This is a genomic window from Marinobacter sp. E2, assembly GCF_055755345.1.
This window is the reverse complement of sequence record NZ_CM146911.1, coordinates 3,408,599-3,432,905: the sequence shown is the minus strand read 5'-3', so window position 1 is coordinate 3,432,905 and position 24,307 is coordinate 3,408,599. Positions and strand designations below refer to the sequence as shown.

Annotated in this window: 24 protein-coding genes; 11 read left to right on the top strand and 13 right to left on the bottom strand. The window is 62.9% G+C overall.

All coding sequences use genetic code 11. The annotated features are described in order from the left end of the window. Positions 1-14 precede the first annotated feature (14 nt). The 3 genes from trpE to rpe all read right to left on the bottom strand — a co-directional run bounded on the left by trpE (position 15) and on the right by rpe (position 3,105). The gene (gene trpE, locus AC0J1C_RS15700) at positions 15-1,502 is read right to left on the bottom strand and encodes an anthranilate synthase component I (protein ID WP_473044716.1); all 1,488 of its coding nucleotides are present in this window, start codon (positions 1,500-1,502) and stop codon (positions 15-17) included. Positions 1,503-1,732: 230 nt separating this feature from the next. Next, positions 1,733-2,422, bottom strand: a complete 690-nt coding sequence (locus AC0J1C_RS15695) for a phosphoglycolate phosphatase (protein WP_473044715.1) — start codon at positions 2,420-2,422, stop codon at positions 1,733-1,735. Next, entirely contained in the window at positions 2,419-3,105 is a 687-nt protein-coding gene (gene rpe, locus AC0J1C_RS15690) for a ribulose-phosphate 3-epimerase (RefSeq protein WP_473044714.1), read from the bottom strand. Before rpe ends, AC0J1C_RS15695 begins: the two co-directional genes overlap by 4 nt. Before the next feature lie 163 nt (positions 3,106-3,268). Between rpe and AC0J1C_RS15685 the strand changes: the two genes are divergently transcribed. Next, positions 3,269-4,186, top strand: a complete 918-nt coding sequence (locus AC0J1C_RS15685) for a DUF3530 family protein (protein ID WP_473044713.1) — start codon at positions 3,269-3,271, stop codon at positions 4,184-4,186. Positions 4,187-4,208: 22 nt separating this feature from the next. On the opposite strand, the gene AC0J1C_RS15680 is transcribed toward AC0J1C_RS15685, so the two are convergent. From AC0J1C_RS15680 to AC0J1C_RS15670, 3 genes are read right to left on the bottom strand one after another with little or no spacing between them, the layout of a single operon-like run. After that, positions 4,209-4,967 carry a DnaJ domain-containing protein gene (locus AC0J1C_RS15680; RefSeq protein WP_473044712.1) on the bottom strand — a complete coding sequence of 253 codons (759 nt, stop codon included), beginning with the start codon at positions 4,965-4,967 and terminating at the stop codon, positions 4,209-4,211. Then, the gene (gene murU, locus AC0J1C_RS15675; RefSeq protein ID WP_473044710.1) at positions 4,954-5,667 is read right to left on the bottom strand and encodes an N-acetylmuramate alpha-1-phosphate uridylyltransferase MurU; all 714 of its coding nucleotides are present in this window, start codon (positions 5,665-5,667) and stop codon (positions 4,954-4,956) included. Before murU ends, AC0J1C_RS15680 begins: the two co-directional genes overlap by 14 nt. Continuing rightward, positions 5,664-6,704 (bottom strand): aminoglycoside phosphotransferase family protein, encoded by a 1,041-nt coding sequence (locus AC0J1C_RS15670; RefSeq protein WP_473044709.1) that lies wholly within the window; start codon positions 6,702-6,704, stop codon positions 5,664-5,666. Before AC0J1C_RS15670 ends, murU begins: the two co-directional genes overlap by 4 nt. Positions 6,705-6,977: 273 nt before the next feature. Between AC0J1C_RS15670 and AC0J1C_RS15665 the strand changes: the two genes are divergently transcribed. From AC0J1C_RS15665 to slmA, 9 genes are all read left to right on the top strand, one after another. Continuing rightward, a complete protein-coding gene (locus AC0J1C_RS15665) occupies positions 6,978-9,287 on the top strand; it encodes an LPS-assembly protein LptD (RefSeq protein ID WP_473046571.1) in 2,310 nt (769 codons plus the stop codon). 64 nt (positions 9,288-9,351) lie between these two features. Then, complete coding sequence (locus AC0J1C_RS15660; RefSeq protein WP_473044708.1) at positions 9,352-10,692, top strand: peptidylprolyl isomerase; 1,341 nt, start codon at positions 9,352-9,354, stop codon at positions 10,690-10,692. A 24-nt stretch (positions 10,693-10,716) separates the two neighbouring features. Beyond that, positions 10,717-11,727, top strand: coding sequence for a 4-hydroxythreonine-4-phosphate dehydrogenase PdxA (pdxA, locus tag AC0J1C_RS15655; protein ID WP_375192700.1), 1,011 nt, complete (start codon positions 10,717-10,719; stop codon positions 11,725-11,727). Then, the gene (gene rsmA / locus AC0J1C_RS15650) at positions 11,724-12,554 is read left to right on the top strand and encodes a 16S rRNA (adenine(1518)-N(6)/adenine(1519)-N(6))-dimethyltransferase RsmA (RefSeq protein WP_473044706.1); all 831 of its coding nucleotides are present in this window, start codon (positions 11,724-11,726) and stop codon (positions 12,552-12,554) included. Before pdxA ends, rsmA begins: the two co-directional genes overlap by 4 nt. Further along, complete coding sequence (locus AC0J1C_RS15645) at positions 12,547-13,347, top strand: symmetrical bis(5'-nucleosyl)-tetraphosphatase (protein WP_375192702.1); 801 nt, start codon at positions 12,547-12,549, stop codon at positions 13,345-13,347. Before rsmA ends, AC0J1C_RS15645 begins: the two co-directional genes overlap by 8 nt. Positions 13,348-13,423: 76 nt before the next feature. Next, positions 13,424-13,750, top strand: a complete 327-nt coding sequence (locus tag AC0J1C_RS15640) for a DUF423 domain-containing protein (protein ID WP_473046570.1) — start codon at positions 13,424-13,426, stop codon at positions 13,748-13,750. A gap of 24 nt (positions 13,751-13,774) precedes the next feature. Further along, positions 13,775-13,975 (top strand): sulfur carrier protein ThiS, encoded by a 201-nt coding sequence (thiS, locus tag AC0J1C_RS15635; protein WP_375192749.1) that lies wholly within the window; start codon positions 13,775-13,777, stop codon positions 13,973-13,975. 74 nt (positions 13,976-14,049) lie between these two features. Continuing rightward, positions 14,050-14,859 carry a thiazole synthase gene (locus AC0J1C_RS15630; protein WP_375192703.1) on the top strand — a complete coding sequence of 270 codons (810 nt, stop codon included), beginning with the start codon at positions 14,050-14,052 and terminating at the stop codon, positions 14,857-14,859. A gap of 89 nt (positions 14,860-14,948) precedes the next feature. Continuing rightward, positions 14,949-15,536 (top strand): nucleoid occlusion factor SlmA, encoded by a 588-nt coding sequence (slmA, locus tag AC0J1C_RS15625; RefSeq protein ID WP_473044704.1) that lies wholly within the window; start codon positions 14,949-14,951, stop codon positions 15,534-15,536. Between the two features lie 406 nt (positions 15,537-15,942). Here slmA and AC0J1C_RS15620 read toward each other — a convergent pair whose 3' ends face one another. From AC0J1C_RS15620 to AC0J1C_RS15610, 3 genes are all read right to left on the bottom strand, one after another. Further along, positions 15,943-16,767, bottom strand: coding sequence for an inositol monophosphatase family protein (locus AC0J1C_RS15620; RefSeq protein ID WP_473044702.1), 825 nt, complete (start codon positions 16,765-16,767; stop codon positions 15,943-15,945). A gap of 56 nt (positions 16,768-16,823) precedes the next feature. Then, positions 16,824-18,119: a pyridoxal phosphate-dependent aminotransferase gene (locus tag AC0J1C_RS15615; RefSeq protein ID WP_091988223.1), complete on the bottom strand. Its 1,296-nt coding sequence runs from the start codon at positions 18,117-18,119 to the stop codon at positions 16,824-16,826. Positions 18,120-18,214: 95 nt separating this feature from the next. Beyond that, positions 18,215-19,531 carry a substrate-binding domain-containing protein gene (locus AC0J1C_RS15610; RefSeq protein ID WP_473044701.1) on the bottom strand — a complete coding sequence of 439 codons (1,317 nt, stop codon included), beginning with the start codon at positions 19,529-19,531 and terminating at the stop codon, positions 18,215-18,217. 223 nt (positions 19,532-19,754) lie between these two features. Here AC0J1C_RS15610 and AC0J1C_RS15605 point away from each other — a divergent pair, with 223 nt between their 5' ends. Further along, a complete protein-coding gene (locus AC0J1C_RS15605) occupies positions 19,755-20,411 on the top strand; it encodes a response regulator transcription factor (RefSeq protein WP_375192708.1) in 657 nt (218 codons plus the stop codon). Here AC0J1C_RS15605 and AC0J1C_RS15600 read toward each other — a convergent pair. The 4 genes from AC0J1C_RS15600 to AC0J1C_RS15585 form a co-directional block, all read right to left on the bottom strand. Further along, positions 20,344-21,720, bottom strand: a complete 1,377-nt coding sequence (locus AC0J1C_RS15600; protein WP_473044699.1) for a sensor histidine kinase — start codon at positions 21,718-21,720, stop codon at positions 20,344-20,346. The two genes, AC0J1C_RS15605 and AC0J1C_RS15600, sit on opposite strands and share 68 nt — an antisense overlap. Positions 21,721-21,794: 74 nt before the next feature. Continuing rightward, positions 21,795-22,901, bottom strand: a complete 1,107-nt coding sequence (locus tag AC0J1C_RS15595) for a lipase secretion chaperone (RefSeq protein WP_473044698.1) — start codon at positions 22,899-22,901, stop codon at positions 21,795-21,797. 7 nt (positions 22,902-22,908) lie between these two features. Then, entirely contained in the window at positions 22,909-23,835 is a 927-nt protein-coding gene (locus AC0J1C_RS15590) for an esterase/lipase family protein (protein ID WP_375192711.1), read from the bottom strand. A gap of 128 nt (positions 23,836-23,963) precedes the next feature. Continuing rightward, positions 23,964-24,278 carry a DUF3301 domain-containing protein gene (locus AC0J1C_RS15585; RefSeq protein WP_091988210.1) on the bottom strand — a complete coding sequence of 105 codons (315 nt, stop codon included), beginning with the start codon at positions 24,276-24,278 and terminating at the stop codon, positions 23,964-23,966. Positions 24,279-24,307 lie beyond the last annotated feature (29 nt).

Genomic DNA, 24,307 nt, shown 5'->3' with positions numbered 1-24,307 from the left:
TCCGTTCCTCCGCCTCAGTGGTCGAAATCGTTGTAGGTCATGGCCACCGCCCGGAAAATGGCGCGGCCCTTGTTCATGGTTTCCTTCCACTCGAGGCGGGGCACCGAATCGGCCACCACGCCCGCGCCGGCCTGGATGTGCAGGGTGTTGTCCTTGATCACGGCGGTACGGATGGCGATGGCAGTGTCCATGTTGCCGTTGAACGACAGGTAACCTACGGCGCCGCCGTAGACGCCGCGCTTCACCGGCTCCAGCTCGTCGATGATTTCCATGGCCCGGATCTTGGGCGCGCCGCTCAGGGTGCCGGCGGGCAGGGTGGCCCGCAGTACGTCCAGGCAGCTGGTGTTTTCCTTCAGTCTGCCGGTGACGTTGGAGACAATGTGCATCACGTGGGAATAGCGCTCGACGATCATCTTGTCGGTGAGCCGCACGGTACCGGTTTCCGACACCCGGCCGGCGTCGTTGCGGCCCAGGTCGATCAGCATCAGGTGCTCGGCAATTTCCTTCGGGTCGGCCAGCAGCTCCGCTTCCAGGGCCTTGTCCTCGGCATCGGTGGCGCCGCGTTTGCGGGTGCCGGCGATGGGCCGCACGGTAACCTCTTCGTCTTCCACCCGGGCCAGGATTTCCGGGGAGGAGCCCACGATGTGGAAGTCCTCCAGATCCAGGAAATACATGTAGGGCGACGGGTTCAGTACCCGCAGTGACCGGTACAGGTTCAGCGGTGGCGCCTCGAAGGGAATCGACATGCGCTGGGAAATCACGGTTTGCATCACGTCGCCGTCCAGCACGTAGCCCTTGATCTTGTCGACGGCAGCCTCGAATTTGTCCTGGCTGAAACCGGAGACAAAATCGCTCTCGTCGACGACGTTTCCACGCAGGTGTTCCGGCGTGCGCGGGGCATCAGCGGTCTGGCGGTGCAGTCGGCCCTCCAGTTCATCGATACGGATCTGGGCCTTGTCGAACGCGCCTTCCACGGCGGGATCGGCGTGGACGATCAGGTGCAGCTTGCCACGCAGGTTGTCGAACACCACGATCTCGTTGGACACCATCAGCAGGATATCCGGCGTGCCGATTTTGTCTGGCGGGCAGCTCTGGCGCAGGCGCTTCTCGATGTAGCGTACGGTGTCGTAGCCGAAGTAACCCACCAGGCCGCCATTGAACCTGGGCAGTTCGTCCAGGTCCGGGGCGTTAAAGCGTTTCTGATAGGCCTCGACAAAGGCCAGCGGGTCGTCCACGTCTTCGGCTTCGACGATCTCGCCGCCGCGGCTGATTTCAACCCGGTGGTCAAAGACCTTCAGAACTTCCTGGCTGGGCAGGCCGATAATGGAATAACGGCCCCATTTCTCGCCGCCCTGCACGGATTCGAACAGGTAGGAGTAGGGCCCGCTGGCGAGTTTCAGATAGGTGCTCAGAGGCGTGTCGAGGTCGGCCAGCACCTCGCGGTGCACGGGGATGCGATTAAAGCCGGCCTCGGCGAGCTCGGCGAATTGCTCGGGTGTCATGGTACGGATTCCTGAACTCTGATCTGCGTTGTGGACGCAAGCCTGCGCCTGCATCGGGTGCGAGGCTCAGCGGACAAACGCCGCCGTGCCTCCGGGCTTGTTCAGCCGGTGCGCCATCGCCACCATCGGGTTGCGCGGGTGGTCAGGATGCCTCGCGCTGCAGTCAGATTCAGTCCCTGCACGGCAGGAATCTCCCGTAATGAAGTACTCAATGTAATTTCCTTGTGAGATTACAAAAGCTCGGCCAGCGAATCAACAACCGCATCGGCCCCCAGGGTATCCACGGAAGGCCCGTAGTTGTAGCCATAACGAACGGCCACGCACGGGATGCCGGCAGCCCGGGCGGCGTTAATATCCGCCGCCGAGTCGCCCACCATCACCGTGGTACCCCGGGTCCCCCCGAGTTTCTCCATGGCGTGGACCAGCGGCGCCGGGTCCGGCTTCTTCACCGGCAGGGTATCGCCACCCACGCTCAGGTCAAACCAGTGGGCCAGGTTCATCTGATCGAGTAGCGGGGCAACAAACTGTTCCGGCTTGTTGGTCACGATACCCAGCCGACAACCCTGGTTCTTGAGATGGGTCAGGCAGGCCTCAACGCCGGCGTAGACCACCGAGTGCCGGCCATTGATGGTGCCGTAGGCGTGATAGAAGATCGCCAGGGCATCCTTGAACAGGGCATCGTCTTTCGGCCGGGCCGGCTCCCAGTCTACCTGGCCGGCCAGGGCCCGGCGCACCAGCACGCTGGCGCCATTGCCAACCCACTGCCGCACCCGCTCAAGCCCTGCGGGCGAGCGGCCCAGGTGCGCCAGCATCTGATCAACCGCTGCAGCCAGGTCTGGCGCGCTGTCCACCAGGGTGCCGTCCAGGTCGAACAGGGCCACGCCGGGCCAGCGCGGGCTGAACAGCCCCGCCAGGCTCATTGGCTGATCACCGTGCGGGCCTGCTCCAGCTCTTCGCGCATGGCGTCGATGGTGGCCCTGTAATCGTCCGTGTTGAAGATGGCGGAGCCGGCCACAAAGGTGTCGGCGCCGGCTTCGGCGATCTCGCGGATGTTGTCGGTTTTCACGCCGCCGTCGATTTCCAGCCGGATGTTGTAGTTGCTGGCGTCAATGCGCTTGCGGGCCTCCCGGAGCTTGTCCAGGGTGCCCGGAATGAACTTCTGGCCACCAAAGCCCGGGTTCACCGACATCAGCAGCACCATGTCGAGCTTATCCATTACATGGTCCATGTAGTGCAGCGGCGTGGCCGGATTGAACACCAGGCCTGCCTTGCAGCCGCCGTCCCGGATCAGTTGCAGGGAACGATCAATGTGGTTGGTCGCTTCCGGATGGAAGGTAATGTAGCTGGCACCGGCGTCGATAAACATGCGGATCAGGTCGTCCACCGGAGACACCATCAGGTGGACGTCGATGGGGGCGGTGACGCCGTGCTTGCGCAGGGCTTCGCACACCATGGGCCCGATGGTCAGGTTGGGCACGTAATGATTGTCCATCACATCGAAGTGCACCACGTCGGCGCCGGCAGCCAGTACGTTATCGACTTCCTCGCCCAGGCGGGCAAAATCGGCGGACAGGATGGATGGGGCAATCAGGTAAGGGTTCATGACAACTCTCTCGCAACAATGGACGATTGGGGTAATGGCGCGTGGCCCGGTCAGCGGTCCCTGCCGCAATTTCACAATGGCTGCTAGTCTAACAGCTCAATCGGCTTTTTTCGCAGGGGAAGGGTAAGCATCTGTGCACACGATCAGGAATCGGGCGGGGGGCGTGACGGCAGCCGGGGCGGTGATCCTGCTGTGGATTCTGGCGTCGCCGCTGCCGGCCCAGGAACCGAAGGTCGAGAGCGATACCGCACCGGACGCCAGTAGCACCGCGGAACGGTCTATGCTCTGGACCGGCTCGGGCGAACAGGCCCTGAGCCAGACCTTTCCGGAGTCGTCGGTCTGGCTTGAACTGGAGAACGAGGGGCGTGCGCTTGCCCTGTTTCACCCGGAGGACCGAGCGCCGGCCCTGGGCGCTGTGGTTGTACTCGCTGATACCGGCGAGACCGCCGCCTCCGGTATTACCAGGGCACTGGCGCAAGGCCTGAGCGCCAGAGGTTGGGCGGTGATGAGCCTTGGGCTGGAGGCGCCGTCCCCGGTGCTGCAGCAAATACTGACACGCTCACCGACACCGTCCGGGGAGAAAGAGGCTGCCTCTTCAGAGCCGCCGTCGACCCAGTCCGTGATGATCGACGTCATGGCCGCAGAGAAGGCCGAAGGTCTGGAGGAGCGATATCGGGGCCGCATCAGCCAGGCACTGTCCGCTGCGGTGGCTGAACTGGGTGGCAGGGGATACGATGCGGCGGCCTTGCTGGGTATTGGCCAGGCAGCGGTGCACGTGGCCAATCATGCCCTCGAGGCCAATGAGGTGTCGGCGCTGATCTGGGTGGCCCCCCGATTCTATCCCGTTGACCGGCAGGCCCTGCCCGAACGGCTGGAAGGGTTGGCGCCCAGGATGTTGGAGCTCTACCCGTCGGGGGGTGTAAGCGAGGCCTCGGACCCGGAGCAGACCATCGGCCTGACCTTGCGAAGGGCCGGCGTGGCCACCGTGGACCGGCAACCGGTGCCCTGGCTGAGTCCGCCGCTCGAGCCCCTCGGCGACTCGGTGGCCAGCCGGGTGTCGGCCTGGCTGCAATCGAGGTGAACCCGGCCCCGGGCGGTCGGGCTCAGCGCGGGCTATGGTGGCGCTTTATCAACTCCCAGGCCTGCTGATAGTGCAGCAGGCGTTCCTTGGCCAGCGACTGCTCACTGGCGCTGATTTGCTGCTGCGCCAGTTTGTCCGGGTGGCATTCGGACACTTTTTTCCGGTATGCCCGTTTGATGATCTCGAGGGAATCCCGCCGGGTCACGCCGAGAATTTCACAGGCCTGCTGGTAGCTGGTGGGGCGGGCCAGGTTCTTGCTTTGGCGGGCCCAGACCTTGCTCGCGTAACTGTCGAAGATTTCCTCGGTGACACCAACGGGCAGGCCAATCTGATCGATGGCGTCTTCGCAGCGATACCGTCGCGGTTTGGCCGGGCGGCCATGAAGCTGGCTGGCGTGGCAGAGACAGATGGCGGTTTTCAGGGCCGGGGCCGGCCAGAGTCGACGGGAGAGTCGAAGAGCCAGGCCCCGGAGGAAGGGGAGCCGGTCGGCGGATTTGCCCTGCTGGAACCAGCCAATGGCTCGCCGACGCTGGCGCCGGGACAGCTTCATGGCCTTGATCAGCGACTCGGCGTGGCCAATATCGGCTTCGGTCACACGCCCGTCGGCCTTGGCGATATAGCCCAGGAAAAAGAACAGCGGCCGGCGGCACCAGCGGGGCAGGCGAGCCCGTTCGATCAGAGCCGGCGCCTGGTGGCCGCAGGCGGAGAGCTCCTGCATCAGGCTCGAGAACTCGGCTTCCATGCGAGCCGGCAGAACGGAGCGAGTGTCAGTGCTGGCCATGGTGGTCGTATGTCCTGCCGTGCAGTTGTCGATCCAGGGTCCGCAGCCGCTCCGGCGTACCCACATCCACCCATTGCCCCGGGTGGAACAGGCCTCGCACCCGCTTCCGCGCCATGGCCCTGCGCAACACCGGGCCGAGTTTGCCGGCCTGGTCGTTCAGACCATCGAACAGACGGCGATGCAGCAGGCTGATGCCGGTGAAGGTGTGCCGGCCCCGGTCGTCGTCGGTCAGCAGGCCTTCCGCATTGAGATGGAAATCGCCGGACGGATGGTGCGAGGGGTTGTGGGTGACCACGAGCACGGCGTCGGTATTGGCGGGCGGGGTCACGGCCAACGGCAGCAGCGTCGAGAGGTCGAAGTCGCACCAGATGTCTCCGTTGATCACCAGGAACCAGTCACAGTCGGGGCCTGTAAGCATGGGCAGGGCCCGTACGATGCCTCCGGCGGTCTCCAGGGGCTCGCCTTCCCGGGAATACTGTATTGAAACACCGAATGATTGGCCGCCGCCCAGGGTTTCCTCAATCTGGTCTCCGAGCCAGGCATGGTTGATGACCACGTTCTGAATCCCCGCATCGTGCAGTCGCTCCAGATGATAGGCAATCAATGGTTTACCGCCGGCTTTCAGCAGCGGTTTCGGGGTGCTCAGGGTCAGCGGCCGCATGCGTTCGCCCTTGCCCGCGGCGAGAATCATCGCTTTCACGAACCAGGCCGCTCCCGGCCGGGCGCCTTGCCGATGCTGGCCTCAATGCGGGGCATCACCGTGTCGCTCAGCCATTCGTGGAAATGCCGCAGGGCCGGTTGCCGACTGCTGGCGACCATCAGGTAGTGCACCGTACGCGGGATGTCATTCAGGTAACCGTGCTTGCCGTCACGGATGGAAAGCCGGGCGAAAATGCCCGCCGCCTTGAGGTGGCGTTGCATGCCCATCAACTCGAACCACTGCCGGAAGGTGTCGGGATCGGCCCGATGCAGGCCGGCCTCGCGGCTCCTTTGCCGGTAGTGTTCGAGCCATTCGCAAATCCGCTGCTCCGGCCACTGGATGTAGCAGTCTTTCAGCAGCGAGACGAGATCGTAGGTCACGGGCCCGGTCACGGCGTCCTGGAAATCAATGACGCCGGGCCGCTCCTGGTCCGTGCGAACCAGCAGGTTGCGGGAATGGTAATCCCGGTGCACCGTCACTTCCGGCTGGGCCAGCGCACTTTCCCGGAGTATCGCGAACGTGGTGTCCAGCAGCGCTCGATCGCTGTTATCCAGGCTCATGCCCAGTTGCCGTTCCAGCAGCCAGTCCGGGAACAGCGCCATTTCGCGCTCCAGCAGCGTGGCATCGTAGGGTGGCAGCGGGTAATCCGTTGGGGATGACTGGCCGGCAATCAACAGCAACTCGTCCATGGCCGCCCGGTACAGGGCATCCGCCGAGTGGTCGTTGAGCTGTCCCAGCATCAGCCGGTCACCGAAATCCTCAAGCAGCAGGAATCCCTGGGCGAGATCGGCCTGGAGGATCCCGGGCACGGACACACCCTTGCGATGCCAGTGCCGTGCAATAGCCACAAACGGCACGCAGTCCTCATGCTCCGGGGGCGCATCCATCACGATATGGGGGATACGTTGCCCGGCCTCCTGCCAGACCCGGAAGTAACGCCGGAAGCTGGCGTCGCCGGAAACCGGCTCGGCCTGGCAGTGTTCGAATCCGGGAAACTGTCTGACCCACTCGGTCAGCATCTGCAGGCGGGTGTCCATAGATTGGGGTTCGATCCTGTGAAGAGAGCGATCCTGTGGGTGAATGTACTGTCACGCACAGCGAAAGTTAGCAGAGGAGTATAAAGAGGGTAAAACAGTTTTGCAGCGGAGTTTCCGTTAACAACCCTGCGGGGCACGTGTAAACTAGGCCGCTGTTGATAGGCCCGTCGTTACAGTCACCCGGAACAGGATCCTGCCACCGTGCCACGCCCCCAATACCCACTGCAATCGCCGAATCGTCGGTGGCAGAGCCGGTGCGGCCGATGGTTGCTGATGGGTACCCTGGGTGTTGCTGGCAGTGGTCACGCCCAGACGCCACCGTCCGCAGCCGAGATAGACTGGCGGCCGAGGGCCGAGTTGCCGGAGGCGGTACGCGCCGGTCTGCCGGTGTTCTGTGAAGGCGGCTACCTGCCCTCTGGTGCGGGCGAGACGCAGATCGATTTGTTGCCGGGCGTTGCGGACAGCGAGCAGCCCCTGCATGCCAGCGGCCTGAATGCCCGCTACGAAATCGATCGGGAATTGTTCCTCCAGGGCGACGTACGGCTGCGACAGGGTGGCTTCCAGGTTTCCGGAAGTCAGGCCCGCTACAACCAGGCCGAGGGTGCGGTGTCGGTGCAGGGCCCCCTGGTCAGCCGGGGCGAAGGCTTTCTGCTCACCGGCGAGACCGCCGACTACGACGTGGACAGCGGCCACCTGGACATCAACACGGCAACTTTCCTCCTGCACGGTCCGGAAATGCGCGGTCGCGCTGACCGGTTATCCCGAATCAGCGAGCAGCAGGTGGTTATCGAGGAGGGGCTGATTACCACCTGTGCCCCGGGGCAGAACGATTGGGCCGTTGTCGCCTCGGAGATCCGGCTGGATCGGGCGGAGGGTTTCGGCACGGCCAAACACCTGCGTCTGGAGGTGCTTGACGTGCCGGTGTTCTACTGGCCCTGGGCCAGCTTTCCCATCGACGACCGGCGCAAGACCGGTTTTCTCTATCCCCAGTTTGGCTCCTCCAGTGCCGGCAGCGGTGCATTCATTGCGGTGCCTTATTACCTGAATCTGGCGCCTCACTACGACGCGACCCTCACGCCCCAGTACATCCATGGCCGGGGCCTGTTCAATGAGGTGGAAGGCCGTTACCTGAGCAGTCTGGGGGAAACCACGCTGCAGCTGGGTTACATCGGAAACGACAGCGAGTTCGAGGAAGAGAACCCCGGCGAATCGGGCGAGCGCTGGGCGCTGGACGCCACTACCCGCGCCGAGTTTGGCAGCGGCTGGCGCGGCTACGGAGACTTCTCCGTGGTCAGCGACGAAGATTACCTGAGCGACCTGAACCGTAGCCTCGAGATCAATCAGGCCACTCACCTGCAGCGCCGCGGCGGGGTGACCTACCGTAGCGACCAGCAGTACCTGGACGCCTACCTCAATGATTACCAGACCATCAGCGACCGGATATCCAACGCCAACCGGCCCTATGCACAGCTGCCGGAGGTGATCTACGCCGGCGAGGCCCAGGCCGGTGTGGTGGAGGCCAATCTGGAAACCCAGTACACCAATTTCTACCGGGACAACGAAGGGCTCACCGGCCTGGACCGCGCCAACGGCCAGCGCCTGAGGGCGCGGCCGGAGCTGGCGTTGCCGATGCGGGCGCTGTGGGGCTTCAGTCGCCCCTCCGTGACCCTGGATTACACCCGCTATGAGCTGGAGGATTACACGCTCGGGGATGGCAGCCTGGATCGGACGGTGCCGGTGGCGGAGTGGGATAACGGCCTCTATTTTGATCGCCAGGGCAGCCTGTTCGATGTGCCTTACAACCAGACCCTGGAGCCACGGCTGTACTATGCCTGGGCCGATGCCGAGGCTGACCAGAACGATATCCCGGATTTTGACACCGGCCTGCAGACGTTCCGGTTTGACCAGCTGTTCCGCCCGGACCGGTTTACCGGGGGCGACCGGGTGGGCGACGCCAACCAGTTGACCGTCGCCGTGACCAGCCGTTTCAATGATCTGCTGACAGGGGCGGAGCGGGCCCGGTTCAGCATTGGTCAGGTACAGTATTTCGACGACCGGGAGGTTACCCTGTTTGGCCAGGGTGCCAGTACCCGTAGCCGCTCACCGCTGGCCGGTGAGGTGGTGCTCAATCCGCTGGAGAGTCTGGAGATCCGCTCCTCGGGGCTGTGGGATCCAGACACCGGAAACACCGAAGAGGGCCGCAGCCAACTGGTGTTCCATACCGACGATTACCGCTACCTGGCATCACTCGGACACACCTACAGCCGCAATGAGCTCGAGCAGTCCGACATTGCCACGGTGTTTCCGGTAACGGACAGTGTCAGCCTGATCGGCCGCTGGGTCTACGACTCGAACCTGGATCGTACGGTGGGGTCTCTGGCGGGACTTGAATACAATAACTGTTGCTGGAGCGTTCAGGTGGTGCATCAGAACTATCTGACCGATGATCGGCAACTGGAAGGGCGGATCCTGTTCCAGGTTCAGTTGAAGGGCCTGGGCGGCAGCGACGGTGCATCTTCCAGTATCTCCCAGGCTATTTACGGTTTCGATGAGCGTGAACGGCGCCGTTTTGGAACTCCCTGATTGAATCCGGGACTAAGGCCCCCACTACGCCAGGAAAGCTCACATTCAATTTGCAGAGGTGATTATGAAGGCGACTCTTCGCCAGGGTGTATACGTGTTACTGGTTCTCCTTGCTGCTCTGGCACCGCTGTCGGTTCAGGCCGAGCGAAAACTGCTCGACCAGGTGGTGGCCATCGTGGACGAGAGCGTCATTCTGCAAAGTGAGCTGGAAGCCCGCATTGGCACCATCACCAGCCGCCTGCAGGCCCAGGGCACCGGGTTGCCGCCCAGGCAGATCCTGGAGCAACGGGTGCTGGACCAGCTGATCACCGAATCGATCCAGATGCAGATGGCCGAGAGGGCCGGCATGCGCATCAGCGACAACGAACTGAACGAAACCATGGCCAACATTGCCGAGAGTAACGGCATGAGCCTGGCGGAATTCGAGAACCAGCTGGCCGCCGAGGGCGTGACCTACAACCAGGCCCGGGAGCAGATTCGCAAGGAAATGCTCACTAACCGCGTGCAGCAACGACAGGTGGGTAACCGGGTACGGGTGACTGATCGGGAAGTGCAGAATTACCTCGACAGCCTGGAGGCCCGTGGTGGTAACAGTGCCCAGTATCGACTGGCGTACATCCTGGTCAGCGTGGACGACCCCAGCGATGAGGCGCAGGTGGATGCGGCCCGGGAGAAGGCGGAACGTCTTCGCAACCAGATTGTGCAAGGCCGGGACTTCCGGGAAGTCGCGGTGGCCGAATCGGATGCCAGCAATGCCCTGGAGGGCGGTGACATGGGCTGGCGGGACGAAGGCCAGTTGCCTTCCCTGGTGGCACCGATCGTACCGGAGCTGGCGGTGGGCGAGCCTTCCCCTGTGCTGGAGAACAACAGCGGTTTTCACCTGGTAATGGTGATGGACAAGCGCGGTGGTGAGCGCCAGCAAATGATCCAGCAGCATCGCGTTCGCCACATTCTGATACGGCCCTCCGAGGCGGTGACCGACGCCCAGGCGGAAACCCGCATCCGTGAGCTTTACCAGCAACTGCAGGACGGGGCCAGCTTCAGCGCCCTGGCCCGCGAGTATTCCGACGATCCTGTTTCCGGTTCCGATGGCGGTAACCTGGGCTGGGTCAGTCCGGGCCAGATGGTGCCGGCCTTTGAGGAGGCAATGCTGGCCGCTGACGTGGGCGAATTCCGCGGGCCGTTCCGCTCCCAGTTCGGTTGGCACATCCTCCAGGTGCAGGAGCGCCGGACTCGTGATATCAGCGCCGAGGTGCGCCAATCAGAGGCGCGCCAGGCGATTTACCGTCGCAAGTTTGAAACCGAATTGCAGAACTGGCTCCGTGAGATCCGGGACGAGGCATTTATCGAATTCAAGGGCGAATACGCCAACGACAGCGCCTCTGCCGAGGAGCCGGTGTCCTGATGCGGTGGCGCCAGGAGTCTGCCCATGAATAACCCTGTAGTGCTGGCCCTGACTGCCGGCGAGCCCGCCGGTATCGGCCCCGAGCTCTGTCTGCAACTGGCCGGGGAAGAGCGCTCGACCGGTGTCGTGGTCGTCGCCAGCCAGGCGATGCTCGCCGAGCGGGCCCGTCAGGTCGGGCTGACGGTAACGCTGCACCCCTGGCAACCGGGGCAGCCGCCGCGTCTTGCCGCCGGAGAGTTGTCGGTACTGTCGGTGGATGGCTGTTTCAGTCATGTGCCCGGACAGCTCGAGCCCCGCAACAGCGCCTATGTTCTGCGGACTTTGGAAGTAGCTGCCAGAGGCTGCCTGAATGGGGACTTCGACGGCATGGTCACGGCGCCGGTGCACAAGGGCGTGATCAACGATGCAGGCATTGCCTTCAGCGGCCACACCGAGTTCCTGCAGGAGCTCTGTGGCGTGGAGCGGGTGGTCATGATGCTGGCCACCGAGGAACTGCGGGTGGCGCTGGTGACCACCCACCTGCCCCTGAAAGACGTATCCGCAGCAGTGACACCGGAGCGCCTTACCCAGGTTGCCCGAATCCTCAATGCCGACCTGAAGCGTTTCTTCGGCATTGCCCAGCCACGCATTCTGGTGGCAGGCCTGAATCCCCATGCCGGGGAGGGTGGCCACCTGGGCCGGGAAGAGATCGAGGTTATTGAACCTACCCTCAAGCAACTGAGGGCCGAAGGCCTGACGCTGACCGGTCCGTTGCCGGCCGATACCCTTTTTACGCCGCACTGGCTTGATCAGGCCGATGCGGCCCTGGCGATGTATCACGACCAGGGCCTGCCGGTACTCAAGTTCCAGGGCTTTGGTCGGGCCGTGAACATCACCCTGGGACTGCCGATCGTTCGGACCTCCGTGGACCACGGTACCGCTCTCGATCTGGCCGGAACCGGGCGCGCCGATGCCGGCAGCCTGCAAACGGCCATCCGGGTTGGATCGCACATGGCCCGCTGCCGCCAATCCGCCAACCAGGAGGCGTCGACGTGAGTAACAAAGCCGGGCACCAGGCACGCAAACGGTTTGGCCAGAACTTCCTGCACGATCCGGGCGTGATCGAGCGTATCGTTCGCTCCATCAATCCCCGGCCGGACGACGCCATCGTGGAGATCGGTCCTGGCCTGGGCGCACTGACCGAGGAAATCCTGGCGGTGAATCCGCGCTTGCAGGTGGTTGAACTGGACCGGGACCTGATTCCGGTATTGCGCACCAAGTTCTTCAACTACCCGGAATTCAGGATTCACGAGGCCGACGCCCTGAAGTTTGACTTCAGCCAGCTGGCCGCCGACCGGCCACTGCGGATCATCGGCAACCTGCCCTACAATATCTCCACGCCGTTGATCTTCCACCTGTTGGGACAGGCGGGTGTGGTGCAGGACATGCATTTCATGCTGCAGAAGGAAGTGGTGCAGCGCCTGGCCGCGGTACCCGGCGACAACAATTATGGTCGTCTGGGTATCATGGCCCAGTACTTCTGCAAGGTTCAGCCGCTGTTCGAGGTTGGGCCGGGCGCCTTCCGTCCGGCCCCGAAAGTGGATTCGGTCATCGTGAGACTGGTGCCTCACGCCACCCTGCCGCACCCGGCCAAAGATCTGTCGATCCTGCAGTCGGTGGTAAGGACGGCGTTCAACGCCCGCCGGAAAACACTGCGCAAGGCGTTGGGTGGTCTGGTGTCCGTGGCTCAGCTCCAGAGCCTGGGCATCGACGATGGCCTGCGCCCGGAGAACCTGGCCCTGGCCGACTACGTGGCCATCGCCGATCTGCTGGCGGACGACAAAAGCACAGCCAAACCGGCAAACGAGGTAAGTGATGACTGACTACGCCATTGGCGATATTCAGGGCTGTTACGAACGCCTGCGAGAAGTGCTGGCCAAGGTGGATTTCTCGCCTTCCCGGGACAGGCTATGGGTAGCCGGTGACCTGATCAACCGGGGGCCGTCGTCCCTGGAAACCCTGCGCTACGTCGAGAGCCTTGGTGATTCGGCGGTGGTGGTGCTGGGCAATCACGATCTGCACCTGCTGGCCGTAGCGCTCGGCGGCCACGAGCCCCGTCGCAAGGATACCCTGAAAGAGATCCTGGAGGCGCCGGACCATGACCGCCTGGTGCACTGGCTGCGGCACCAGCACCTGTGTGTCCACGACGCGGACCGCAATCTGGTGATGGCCCATGCCGGCCTGCCCCATATCTGGTCGGTCAGCCAGGCCCTGGAATGCGCGCGGGAAGTGGAAGCGGTTATCCGGGGTGATGACGCAAGGGAGTATTTCACTCATATGTACGGCAACGAGCCGGAGCGCTGGGATAACAGCCTCTCGGGCATCGGGCGCTGGCGGGTGATCACCAACTACTTTACCCGGATGCGTTTTATCGCCGCCGATGGCACGCTGGAGTTGGCCACCAAGGAGTCGGCTGGCAACGCGCCCGAGGGCTTCGAGCCCTGGTTCAGCTTTCCCCGCAACGACGATGTGCAGGTGGTGTTCGGTCACTGGGCCTCCCTGGAAGGGCGCACCGGTAGCGACCGGTTCGTCGGCCTGGACACCGGGTGCGTGTGGGGCGGTGCCCTCACCATGATGAACCTGGACTCGGGAGAGAAGATCCACTGTGACTGCTGAGCCCGTACAACACAGTCCAGCCCGGTTGCACGCGCTGCCTCTGGTGCTGGGCGGCGGCCTGGCGCTGCTTGCTGTGATGGCCGGCGCCTTCGGGGCCCATGGCCTGCGCAGCCTGGTCAGTGAGCGGGGTCTTGAAGTTTTCCAGACCGCCGTCACATATCAGATGTATCACTCCCTGGCGCTGGTGCTGGTGGCCGTCCTGGTCGGGCAGGGCCTTTCGGCCAGACTGCTTTGTTGGGCATCGGGCTTTTTCCTGGCCGGCATCCTGCTGTTCAGCGGCAGCCTGTACCTGCTGGTATTGACCGATATTCGCTGGATTGGCCCGATCACGCCCCTGGGCGGCACCTGCTTCATGGTGGGCTGGGCATTGATAATTGCCGCCGGTTTGCGCCGTGTGCGGTGAGCAAGATTGAGGTGAGAACACATGATGCAGGTTCAGGTAAATGGCGATGCGATGGAGCTCCCGGCAGGGGCAACCGTTGCCACGCTGATTGAAAAAATGGCCCTTGCGGGCAAAAGGCTGGCAGTGGAGGTTAACGAAGACATCGTGCCCCGCAGCCAGCACCCGGAATTTACACTGAGCGATGGCGACCGGGTAGAAGTCGTTCACGCCATCGGTGGCGGCTGAATACCCAAGTCGGCCACCTCTTCACCCGTTGCAGCGGTTTTCATTCTCCCGAATCCCGACGATCCAGGAACACTATGACAGACGCACCTGAAACACAGCTCCCCGAAGACAAACCCCTCGAAATTGCTGGGCGTATCTACAAATCCCGGCTGCTGGTGGGCACCGGCAAGTACCGTGACATGATGGAAACCGGCCACGCCATCGAAGCCAGTGGCGCCGAAATCGTGACCGTGGCAGTGCGCCGTACCAACCTCGGGCAGAACCCGGATGAGCCCAACCTGCTGGACGTGATTTCCCCGGACAGCTACACCATCCTGCCCAATACGGCAGGCTGTTACACCGCCAAGGACGCCGTGCGCACCTGCAAACTGGCCCGGGAACTCCTCGATGGCCACGATCTGGTAAAACTCGAGGTGCTGGGGGAGGAGAAAACCCTCTACCCGAACATGACCGAAACCCTGGTGGCCGCCGAGGAGCTGATCAAAGATGGCTTCAAGGTGATGGTCTATTGCTCGGATGACCCCCTGCTGGCCAAGCGCCTGGAGGAGATGGGCTGCGTGGCCATCATGCCCCTGGGTGCGCCCATTGGTTCGGGCCTGGGCATCCAGAACCGCTATAACATACGGCTGATTGTCGAGAACGCCAGCGTTCCAGTGCTCGTTGACGCAGGTGTTGGCACCGCGTCTGACGCCACCATTGCCATGGAACTTGGCTGCGACGGCGTTCTGATGAACACCGCCATCGCCCAGGCCAAGGATCCGATCCGTATGGCCAACGCCATGCGCCTGGCCATCGAGGCCGGTCGCGAGTCCTATCTGGCGGGCCGCATGCCCAAGAAACTCTACGCCAGCGCCTCATCACCCATTGATGGCACCTTCTTCTGATCTCGGGCACAATCCGGACTATCAATAACCGAGGGCCGGCGTAAACGACCGGCCCCGACAACGATAAAACAGAGCGCTGCTGTCCTGCCATGACTGACCAGAAACCCAGTCGCCGCGAGGCGATTCTGCATGCCCTTGTGGAACTCCTGGAGACGGACCCGGGAGCCCGAATTACCACCGCCGGCCTTGCCAAATCCGTCGGGGTGACGGAAGCGGCCCTATACCGCCATTTTCCCAGCAAGCGGAAAATGTTCGAGGCCCTGATCGAGTTTGCGGAAGAGGCCGTGTTCTCCCGCTGCCAGGTGATCCTGCAGGAGCAGGACGATGTGCGCGTGCGTCTGCAGCAACTGGTGCACCTGGTGCTGGTTTTCGCCGAACGCAACCCGGGCCTGTGCTGTGTACTGACCGGCGATGCCCTGATGGGCGAGGACGAAACCCTGCGCCGGCGGGCGTCACAGTTTTTCGAGCGCCTGGAAACCCAGGTGCGGCAGATCCTCAAGGAAGGCGAAATTCGCCAGGGGCTACGGCCCCGGACCACCTCGGCGCGGGGGGCGGATTTTGTGCTGGTGTTCGTGGAGGGGCGGATTCAGCGGTTTGTCCGGTCGTCGTTTTCCCGGGTGCCTTCTACGGATTTTGACGAGAGTTGGGGGTTGGTTTCGGAAGGAGTCTGGGGCTGAACGCGGAGTTGGCTTCTTAAGATCTTGTAGCCTGATGGTTCCGGTGGCGAGGCGGGGGCAGGAAGGCCCTTCCTGCCCCCGCCTATCTGGCCTTTCGATATCTCGCCCTAGAAACCAACCGTTTCTCTCGGGCCGGTGCTTCCAACTGGATGCTCTGAGCATTCTTTACCAAGCCGGATTACGACGTTGTCTAATCCGACCTACCAAGTTTTCTGTTATAGATTTGCAATATCACCGCAGCTCAGTCGGCAGGGGATGGGAACCTTCTTCCCGGAATGTCGACGGCCAAGGATGGCCGGCGTCAAGCGCACATGGATGTGCTCGTAGCGTTTCCGGGAAGAAGGTTCCCATCCCCTGCTAGCCCCGAAGCTATCAGGCTACGAAAACAAACTCCGCGGCCCGCAGGTTACTCATACCCTGAGGCCGACCGGAGGATAGCCCGAACTGGCTCCCACAGGGCCGGCGCCGAAATGAGGATGTCGCGTCCCCAGAGGTCGGCCGGGTAGCCGTCCGGTACCTCGCTGAAGTGGCCGGCGGTGGCGCCGGCTTCCAGGGCGATCAGGCGGGCGGCGGCGAAATCCCAGGGGCTGACGTTCTCGTAGTAGATGTCCAGACGGCCGCAGGCCACCCAGCAGATGTCCAGGGCCGCCGAGCCGATGCGGCGGAGGTCGCGGCATTGGTGGATCATGGCGTCCAGACGGCTGATCAGCGGTTCCAGGGCGTCCTTGGTATAGGGGAAACCGGTGGCAAACAGGGCCTCCCTGGGTACCGTGGCGCCGCTGTGGCGGATGGGGCGGTTGTTCAGGGTTGCGCCTTCGGAGCGGGTGGCCCGGAAGGTTTCGCCCGCAAAGGGCGCGTGTACCACACCCACCTGTACCTGTCCCCGTTCGGCGTAGGCAATGGAGACCGCCACCTGAGGGTGGCCGTAGGCGTAGTTTACGGTGCCGTCGATAGGGTCAACAATCCACAGTGGCGTGTCCAGTTCTTCGGCCTGGCTCAGGTCCGGCATGGTTTCTTCGGAGAGGATGCGGTGGCCGGCAAAGCGCTTGCGGATGGCGTTGGTGATGAACTCATCGGCCATCACATCGGCATGGGTCACCAGTTCGGTCTGGTGTTTGTAGTCGGTGCGCAGGGTCTGGCTGTCCCGTTCGCGGCGAATCAGCTCGCCGGCTTCACGGGCCAGGTTCTCGGCAAAATCGGTGATCTCGAGCAGAGAGACTTTGTCAGACATGGCGCCCCCATTGGTGTCTCGTCAGAGAATAAGAGCGCCAGTCTAACACGCCGGGATCAGAGGCTGTTGAGCCACTGCTCCATCTTGTCCATGGCGGCTACCAGTCGCGGACAGGCCTGTTTGACAAAATCGTCGCCCAGTTCCCGGTCTGCGTAGTCGCCACCGGCGAGGCGCAGGGACTCCGCGCCGTCAAAGTCCACGAACGCCAGGCGGGCGCCAAGGTGGTCCGGTACGAAGCCGAAATCGCTGGCCGGCAATATGGCGACGCCGGTGTTCTCCAGCAGGGCCTGGCAGAAGGCCTGGCTGGTCTTGATGTCCTTTTTCGCCAGCTTCTCCCGGAACCCGGAGAAATCCGGGAACAGGTAGAAGGCGCCTTCGGGTTTCTGGACCACGGCGCCCATGTCGCTCAGGCGGCGGTGCATGTACTCGCCCACCACCTTGAGCACCCGGCGGGACTGGTTCAGGTATTCCTCGATGTCGTCGCCGCCATTGAACGCGGCGATGGCCGCATGCTGGATGGGCGCACTGGTGGCGGTGTAGGTTTCGCTGGCAATGATGGCCATGGCATCCTGCAGCGGCCGCAGCTCGGGCGGGAAGATGAACGTGCCGAGGCGCCAGCCGCCGGCGCCGGCCCATTTGCTGAGGCCGGTACTGATGATGGTGCCTTCCGGATAGTACCGGGCAATGGATTTGTGCTTGCCTTCGAAATGCACCTCGCCGTAGATCTCGTCCGACAGCAAGATCAGTTTGTACTTGCGGGCCACGTTGGCGATGGCCAGCAACTGGTCGTCAGTGTAGGTACACCCGGTCGGGTTGGACGGGTAGTTGAGGATCAGGATCCGGGGCCGGGACGGGTCGTCGCGGCAGATGATGTCGAGCTCTTCGGCGGTCAACTGCCAGTTGTTCTCCGCGTGGGTCGGCAGCCAGTGCACCGAACGACCGATGATCCGAGCCTGGGGCGCGTAGGACACCCAGCTCGGGCGGGGAATCAGCAGGTCGCCGTAATAGGCCAGCTGCAGCATGAACAGCAGCTCCTTCGAACCCGGGCCAATCAGCACATCCTCCCAGGTGCAGCGCATGCGTTCGCTGCGATTGATGTAGCCGGCGATGGCCTCCCGCAGGCCTTTCAGGCCCTTCACCGGGAGGTAGTCTTTCTCGTGGGCATGCTCCTGGAGCGCCGCCACCACGCGATCGGGAACCGGGAACGGCGACTGGCCGAGCCCCAGTTTGATGATGTCTTTGCCTTCGGATCGAAGCTGGTTGCTCAGCTCGTTGATGCGAAGGGTGGCCGAGGGCTGGATGCCCCGTACATTCAGGTTGATCGCGTAACGGTGGTCGGTGTGGATGTTCATGGTCCCTGTCTGTTGGTTGGAAGTGACCTTCCCAGTATAGAAAACCCCACGGACTCTGTGAGCGCGGCATTGGTAGGTGATTGCCGCAGTGTTGGTCAGCGTTCCTTGATCCAGACTTCCACCCGGCCATTACGGGGGCTGCCCTGACCGCCCACGGGCATGTACTGACCGTAGCCGGTGTAGGCAACGTCTGGCACTCCGGTCTCCTGCAGCGCCTTGCGCACGGACAGTGCCCGCAGCTCGGAAATCATCTGCGCCCGGAGCTCATGGCTCTGGGTGTCGGCAAAACCGATCAGAAGCAGGTCGTCGGCCGAACGGCCCTGATCTGCAAGAAACTGCTGAAGCCGGGTCAGATCCCGCCGGGCCTTGTTGTCGAGTTTGGTGCGCCCCTCGGAGAACCGGAAGTTCACCGTCAGGCGTCGATAGTTGGCGGTCAGGTGCTGGAAGCTTTCGGGCGTGCCGGCATCAAACCGAGGTTTCACCGCCACCGGATTCTGGGATACGAAGCCGGAATCCGCCACCAGAGCCTGGCCATCCGGTCCCAGGGCAAATTCGACCAGTTCCCTCGCCATGGCGGGCGTACCGGAGCCGCCGGTGTACATGAACAGGCGCCTGGAGAGTGGGTAGTCCTCGCTGGCCACCGTCAGCTGGTTCGGTTTCAGTGCCGGTGCATTACCGTCGGAGACCGCCAGCAGTTTGCTGTCACGAACGGAGGCCAGCCCCGAGAAGCCGATGCCGGAGGGATCGCGGCTGACATCGTCCGACAGCTGGTCGTTCGACTCGTACCGTAACGCGTCCGGTTGGAGCGAGTAGGTTTCGCCCAGAACCAGGCTTTTGAAGGTGTCCCAGGTACCGGACCGGTCGTCCCGGGCGTACAGGCGGATGGGCCGATCCGGGCCGCCCAGCTCCGACCAGTTGCGGATCTGGCCGGAGAAGATCTGCCCCAGGGTGTCGATGCTTACCGCGTTGAGCGGGTTGGAAGGGTGCACCAGAATGGCCAGGCCATCGATCGCGATGACGTGCTCGCTGTCCGGGCTTGTCAGGTCGGCATGAGACCGCAACGCCTCGGCTTCCGAGGGTTTGACCGGGCGCGATGAGGCCCAGACATCCGCCTGCCCGGACGCCAGCGCCTTGAAGCCGGTGCTGGAGCCGTGGGCTGCTACCAGAACGCTCACCTTGCCGTTACCGGTTTGTACCAGGAGTTCCTTTTCGTTTTCCAGGCCGTTGCCCCTGGCCACGACCGGCCCGTCACCGATGCGCTCAAGGTAGCCACTCACCAGCATCGGCGCGAGGGTTGCGCCAACGGTGTTGGAGCCGTGGATTTCCAGTTCGTAGGCCTGGGCGACTGGGGCCAACAGGAAACCAGCCAGAAGGGCGTACAGGCCGACAGTTGTCGGTTTGGCTACTCGCATCGTATCGAAACCTTATGCAGGACAGTTGGTTAGGGAAGAGCTTGCTGGCTGACAAGAATGCTGCAGTTATATGACAGGCATGTTTCAGGAGTCCGGGTAGGCGTGCCAGAGGAGGCAGCTTTGTGTAAAAAACTGTTAAGCAGGCCGCGGCGCGGGCCCACGGGCTGCCTTATAGTGGAGGCGCCGCGGTAACAAAAACAAACACAGCGGGAAGAGGCACAGTATGCAAGCCACACCATCACGGCCAATGCCATCCGCGCGCCCGGAGCCGCCGTTGCCGCTGGGCAAGGTGCTGCTGGTTGATGACCACGCCCTGTTTGCCCAGGGACTGGCCGGTTTACTGAAACAGGAGAGCCTGGCTGCGGAGATTTTCACCGCCCCCACCGTTGAGGCGGCCACCCTTCTATTGGCGCGCCATCCGGACTTTCAGTTGATCCTCCTTGATGTTGCCCTGGAGGGAGAAACGGGATTGGCGTTGTTGCCAAGACTGGCGCCCAGCCCCCAGGCGCCTCCGGTGGTCATCATTTCAAGCAGTGATGACGCCGGCGCGGTTCAGGCTGCCCGGGCAGCCGGTGCCCGTGGTTTTCTGGCCAAATCCGCTGGTCGCGCAGCGCTGGTTCGCATGGTACGGGCCGTTATACGGGGCGACGGCTATTTCCCCGGGGGCGTTGCCCCGTTAGGGTCGGATATGCCGCTCACGCCCCGACAGCTGGACGTGCTTTTGCTACTGGCTCAGGGCTTTCCCAACAAACGCATCTGCCAGAGCCTGAACCTGACCGAGCACACCGTGAAAACCCATCTGAAAGCAATCTTCACCCAACTGGGCGTGCATAACCGGACGGAATGCGTGAATTTGGCTCGCGAGCGGGGCTGGCTGTAACGGCAGGCAGACGGACCCAGAAGATGGCGCCACCCTCCGGCCGTGACCTGGCGCCACAACTGCCGTGCATCAAGGCGATAAACTCCCGCACAATGGTCAGCCCCAGGCCCAGTCCCGGGCATTCGCTGGACCCGTGCCCACGCACGTAGGGCAGGAACAGGCTGTCCTTGAGTTCGGCTGGCAGCCCCCGGCCATCGTCCGAAACCTCCACAGTCACCTGGCCGGCTTCGACGCTGGCCTGCAGGCGGACCCGGCGACCACCGCTGTGCTCCAGCGCATTGAAGACCAGATTCTGCAGCACCCGGAACAGCAGGCTGGGGTCGGCCACCACCTGATGATGGCCTGACTCATGGTCGACCTCCAGAACCATGCTCTCTTGGCTTTGAGAGTCGGCGACCAGATCTTCGAGGTCCTGGTAGAGACCTGCCAGGCGAACCGGCTGCAGTTCCGCCGTGATCATGCCCTCGTTCAGCCGTGCACTGTCGAAGACGGTGCTCAGCAGTCGCCGGAGGTGCCGGACCCGGTCCCGCAACTGCCCGGCGACGGAGTCCGGTCCCGGGGCCAGCGTCTGCAGTGTGATGTCAATGACATTGAGAGGTTGCCGGAGATCATGGCTGGCGGCGGTGATCAGCTCGGTCTTGCGCTGGCTTTCCTCGCGGGCCGCGTGGTGCAGGTGTTTGAGCAGCTGGCGATCCAGAAAGTGTGCCCGGTGCCGGTACTCACTGGTCCAGGCCCCGATCATGCCGATCACGTTGGCAGTCGCCAGGAAAAACAGGTTGATGAGCAGGTCGCCGGCGGGCTCGGCGGTCCAGAGTTCTACCAGCAGGTAACTGGCCACCAGCACCCAGGACACCAGAGAGGCGCTGAGAAACGGCAGGCCCATGGCGAAATACCCGAACATCAGCATCAGAATCATGCCTTCGTACGGCAGCGGGAAAGCCATGGATCGGGCCACGCCGATGATGGCAACCACGCACAGCCCGCCGACCAGATACGCTGCCAGATAGATGTGCTCAAACACCCGGTCGGACGGCGTGGGTCGATAGGCCAGCCACACGACTATTGCGATCACAGGGCAGGTAATGGCCAGGCGAATGGATACCGTCACTCTGGCCAGGTCCGGGGGCAGGGTGACCAGATCCATGCCGGCGTAAACCAGGAACAGCAAAAATCCGGCGATAGACACCGGCCGGGCCCGCTGCCGAATCAGGGCGGCCCGGGCCAGCCGGTAGGGGGCTTCGAGCGCCGGCTCAAAACGCAGGTAGCCGAACCCGGACGCCTGCTGCTTTCTGATCTGCTCGGTATCCATGACCATTTCCGTGCCATCGTTACCGGGATTGTATCCGGCCGGCCCCGAGAGTTTCGGGAGTCCCCGCACATTCCTCAGCTGTTGCCGAGCATCTTCAGACGCGCCCAGGTCCGGTCCTGTTCATCCGGAAAATACTGCTCCAGAAGGTTTTCCCGATAGCGATCACGGTCGGCCGCCGAGAGACCGGAAGGGTCTTCTTCGTTCATGGCCTGCCGGAAGTCCTCGAACCGGCCTTCGAAGCGTTCCCGATTCTCGAGATAGTTCACCACGCTGGTGACTTCCTCGGCCGGCAGCCCCAGCTCGGCAAGGCGCTCGCCGGCATCGGAGGGTGAGCCAGCGGCGTCGATGGCCGCGACCCGGGCCTGCTGTTGACGGGTGCTGGCATGCAGGCGTTGTTCGGTGTTGCGGATTTGTTCCGGTAACTGGTTGCGATGCCATTCGATCAGTGCCTGTTTGCCCTGGCTGCTGAGGTCGTTCCGCTGCTGGATGGCCAGGCCGGCCAGGGTGTATTCACTGTAGGCTTCCTCCAGGCCGAAGAAGGCCTGGTGGGCTTCGGTATCGAAGGTGGTTTGTCGTAGCTGCTTGAGTCTGGCCAGTGCATCGCCCAGCGCACGCAGCTGATAGGAGGGGTCCTCCCGCAGGGCGGGATCCAGTTCGGTCTGCATCACAGAGAGCGCCGACTGCTTGTAGGCCAGGTACTGGTCGAGCAGTTCCAGGGCCCGGCTGGCGGCGGCCTCAGGCAGATGGGTGCGAGCCATTGACTCAATCTGGCCAATGGCGGTCTCCGGAGACACTTCCCCGACCGTGCTGAGGAAGTAATCAAAGAAATCGCGAACCCTCAGATCGACCACCAGTTGGCCGTTGACATCGGCCCTGAGCACACCGTCGATCTGGGTGCCCGCCAGGGACGGAGCGAAAGGCTCGGGCCCGAGGGACTGCGGTGTCTGGTATTGCTCTTCCTGTGTGGGTTCAGGGGCTGGCGCGGGCTGCAGTTGATCGTCGGTGCCGGCACTGGCATTCACCGGGGCAGATGATTGATCCGATGCCTGAGTGCCAGTGGTTGGCTGGTGATTGTCAGGGGGGAGGGTCGGCTGCATGTACCAGAAGGCACCGCCGACCAGAACGGTCGACAGTGCCCCGGCAATCAGCCATCGAGGAAATTCGATGGTTCTTGCTTTCATCGGAACCTCACAAGCCGCGGTTTTTCAGCCGGTTAGCCTGGGTGCGGTAGAGTGTGACGGGGTTGGTCCAGAGCGAACGGGCGCCCAGGAGGTGATTGATGGCATCCACGTGGTTCATGTCGTAGTGGGTGCCGATCACATTGCCCATCATGGTGGAGCAGACGCCGACCAGGCCATCGTTGGGCTCGCTGCCGAAGGCCAGCGAGGTGATGCCCAGGAACGGATCGGTGATGTCGAAGACGTTGGTCCAGACGCCCCGGCCTGTCCACGAGAAGAACTTGACGCGGTTACCGTTGATCCACACGTCTTCACTGGTACCGGCACAGTTGTAGCGGTTTACGCCTTTCCAGCCCAAGGCATTGTTCAGGCTGGTGGTGCCGGGTGTGGTGAGCGTTTCAAGGGCGGCCAGGCCATCCTGAGGGTTGCTGGCGCCAGACAGGGCGTTGATCAGCTCACCCAGGGCGTTGGCAATGGCATCGGCCCCGCCTTCAACGTAACTGCCCGGCGGAATGATGCCACGGATAACATCCGCCACTTTCGAGCCCTTGTTGACGCCGTCGATCGACGTAATCGAGGCGATCCGGTGGGGGATCAGGGCGGCGGCAACCCGGGAGGTGGGTGCCCCCTGGCTGTGGGCCATGAGGTTGACCTTGGAATGCCCCAGGGTATTGATGTAGTTGGCCAGTTGCTGGCCGCGCTGTTCACTGCTGTTCACGAAGGAAACGCTGGCGGAATACACCCTCGCGCCGCTTCGTTCGAGGTTCCAGGGAATGGTGTGGAAATAGTTGATCAGGCCGCCGATGGTGTTGAAACCGGTGACGCCATGAACCAGCACGATCGGATGTCGGGTCTGGGTGTAGCTGGCGTGACTGAAAAATGAGACTGACAGCAAGGCCAGCCCCAGCATGATTGCTGCGGTAAGTCGGGAACGCATGTTTGACTCCTGTTGTTTTTGTTGACGGCCACGTGAGGTGGCCGACGGTCGTCGATGCGTTGTCGATTATTCGTGCAGTTGCGGTGTTGAGAAATCGCCCAAATGGGGGAGGCCGGGTATCGGGGGAGTCAGGAAAACCGGTGTGGCTCCAGTTCCATGTGCTGGATGCGCTGTCCCAGCATGATGATGCGGCCGGTATAGCGTTCCTCACCGGTGGAGGTGAAATCGAACAGGAACCGCCGCCACACCCGAAGCCGGCCCTGTTCGTCGCGCTTGAACCAGAGCCCGCGCAGAAAGACGGCGTCGTCGAGCAGCATGACATCCATGCTCTTGCAGTAGCGGTGTGCGGCCTGGAGCACGAAATCCTTGATGGCCTTGGCGCGCCACCAGTACCAGACAGCGAAGCCGGCCACGAACAGCCAGAACAGGGTTCCGAGAGTCACAGCGTTGTTTTGCCTTTTTGCAATCGGGG